The 2,878-nt window shown below is 34.4% G+C and carries 2 protein-coding genes; one reads left to right on the top strand and one right to left on the bottom strand.

Annotated features, from left to right (window positions below):
• Positions 1-51: 51 nt before the first annotated feature.
• Positions 52-1,572 (top strand): NADH dehydrogenase subunit 4, encoded by a 1,521-nt coding sequence (locus HLA95_RS30180; RefSeq protein ID WP_202958661.1) that lies wholly within the window; start codon positions 52-54, stop codon positions 1,570-1,572.
• Between the two features lie 258 nt (positions 1,573-1,830).
• Here HLA95_RS30180 and ccsB read toward each other — a convergent pair whose 3' ends face one another.
• On the bottom strand, positions 1,831-2,676 hold the full coding sequence (ccsB, locus tag HLA95_RS30160) for a c-type cytochrome biogenesis protein CcsB (protein ID WP_222185066.1): 846 nt from the start codon (positions 2,674-2,676) through the stop codon (positions 1,831-1,833).
• Between the last annotated feature and the right edge of the window lie 202 nt (positions 2,677-2,878).

The following is a 2,878-nucleotide window of genomic DNA, read 5'->3' as shown; positions in this document are numbered from 1 at the left end:
TGCTCGAAAATAATATATATTTTTTTTTGAGTACGGGTTTTTCTGGTCCAAGTGTATCTTGTCTTTACCACGAATTATTTTCCTTGGTTAACAATAATTGTAGTTTTGCCGATATCCGCGGGTTCCTTAATTTTCTTTCTCCCTCATAGAGGAAATAAAATAATTAGATGGTATACTATATGTATATGTATCTTAGAACTCCTTTTAACAACCTATGCATTCGGTTATCATTTCCAATTGGACGATCCATTAATCCAACTGGCGGAGGATTATAAATGGATCAATTTTTTTGATTTTTACTGGCGATTAGGAATAGATGGGCTTTCTATAGGACCCATTTTACTGACGGGATTTATCACCACTTTAGCTACTTTAGCGGCTCGGCCAGTTACTCGAGATTCCCGATTATTCCATTTCCTGATGTTAGCAATGTACAGCGGTCAAATAGGCTCATTTTCTTCTCGAGACCTTTTACTTTTTTTTATCATGTGGGAGTTAGAATTAATTCCTGTTTATCTACTTCTATCCATGTGGGGAGGAAGGAAACGTCTGTACTCAGCTACAAAGTTTATTTTGTACACTGCAGGAGGTTCCGTTTTTCTCTTAATGGGAGTTCTGGGTATCGGTTTATATGGTTCCAATGAACCAACATTAAATTTTGAAACATCAGCTAATCAATCGTATCCTGTAGCATTGGAAATACTATTCTATAGTGTATTTCTTATTGCTTTTGCTGTCAAATCACCGATTATACCCCTACATACATGGTTACCAGACACCCATGGAGAAGCACATTACAGTACTTGTATGCTTCTAGCTGGAATCTTATTAAAAATGGGAGCGTATGGATTGGTTCGGATCAATATGGAATTATTATCCCGCGCTCATTCTATATTTTCTCCCTGGTTGATGATAATAGGCACAATCCAAATAATCTATGCAGCTTCAACATCTCCTGGTCAACGTAATTTAAAAAAAAGAATAGCCTATTCCTCTGTATCTCATATGGGTTTCATAATTATAGGAATTGGTTCTATAACCGATACGGGACTCAATGGAGCCATTTTACAAATAATTTCTCATGGATTTATTGGCGCTGCACTTTTTTTCTTGGCAGGAACGAGTTATGATAGAATACGTCTTGTTTATCTCGACGAAATGGGCGGAATAGCTATCCCAATGCCAAAAATATTCACGATGTTCAGTATCTTATCGATGGCTTCCCTTGCATTACCAGGCATGAGTGGTTTTGTTGCAGAATTGATAGTCTTTTTTGGAATAATTACCAGCCAAAAATATCTTTTAATGCCAAAAATACTAATTACTTGTGTAATGGCAATTGGAATGATATTAACTCCTATTTATTCATTATCGATGTCACGCCAGATGTTCTATGGATACAAGCTATTTAATTCTCCAAACTCTTATTTTTTTGATTCTGGACCGCGAGAGTTATTTATTTCGATCTCTATCTTTCTACCCGTAATAGGTATTGGTATTTATCCGGATTTCGTTCTCTCACTATCAGTTGACAAGGTCGAAACTATTCTATCTAATTATTTTTATAGATAGTTTTCATGAATAAAATAAAAAATTAAAAAATAAAAAATCACTCCTATGATTCGTTCGTTGTACAATGAAAAAAAGAAGTCTTTTTTTCTTCTCTTAGGTTAAGTAAAAAAAAATGAATTGGAACCAGATATGTTTAGCATTTGTGAGAACCATTTGAATCAAGTAGTGTTGTGATTCAAATGGTTCTCGCCGGATTACACGAAGTTTTCTTATATATACGCCGTACTTTGTTTGTCTTCGTCAGGCCCTTTCTTCAATTCAATTAGATGTTAATGTAAATGAACCATAACTATGTAGCCCTATTCCTAATAGATTGACCCCAAAATAACATATCCAAATTATAAAAAAGCCCATAGAAGCTACAATTGCGGAATTTGCACCTTGTAAATTTTTATTTGTTCGAGTATGTAAATAAATCGCGAATGTGGTCCAAGTAATAAATGCCCAAGTTTCCTTTGGGTCCCAATTCCAATATGATCCCCATGCCTCATTAGCCCATACTGCTCCTGAAAGAATACCTATGGTTAAAAAGATAAACCCTAGACTAATAATACGATAACTCCAATGATCCAATTGTTGAATCAATTGGGACCTGTAATAATTCCTAGCAGAAAGAAAAGAAGCCTTTCGTAAAACACTGCTTCTTTTCTTTTTATTCATGTATTGAATCTCACCAAAGGAGAATAACTCATTGAATATTATTAAATGATTGCTTTTACCAAAAATCCTTATGTCTTTTCGAAATGTAATGACTAGAAGAGCTACTGATAATAACGATCCACATAAAAGAGCTGCATAGCCCACTACCATCATACTTACGTGCATCATTAACCACTGGGATTGGAGAGCAGGTACTAATATTGCAGATTGATGCATTTCAGTTAAAAGACCCGAAGTAGCAAAGCCTTGGGTAAAAATAGCACTTGGCGCGGTTATTGCGCTTAAATAATTTTTATGTTTTTTAAAATACGGAACCATATGAATAATCGAGAAACTCCATGAAAGGAAGATTAATGATTCATATAAATCACTTAATGGGAAATGTCGCGAATAAATCCAACGAGTGACTAATAATCCTGTTATACAGAAAAAAGTAGCTATCATGCCCCTTTCTGACGAATCATATAGTCCTACGATTTCATCGACTAATAAGGTTATCAAATAAATTGTAATTACAATTGAAACAATCGAAAAGGAGATATGAGTTAATATATGTTCTAAAGTCGAAAATATCATAAAAATTCTTAAAAAAAAAGGAGGGTACCTCAATTACGGAATGGAAATCAGGAATTGAATTCATTATAGG

The organism is Geminicoccus harenae, from assembly GCF_019800005.1.
Classification (GTDB): Bacteria; Pseudomonadota; Alphaproteobacteria; order Geminicoccales; family Geminicoccaceae; genus Geminicoccus; species Geminicoccus harenae.
Note: the sequence above shows the minus strand (reverse complement) of the source record. Positions and strands in the feature narration are given on the sequence as shown.

Excerpts from the sequence above, each read along its gene's own strand:
- ccsB (WP_222185066.1), bottom strand. The coding sequence starts at position 2,676 with ATGATAGCTACTTTTTTCTGTATAACAGGATTATTAGTCACTCGTTGG.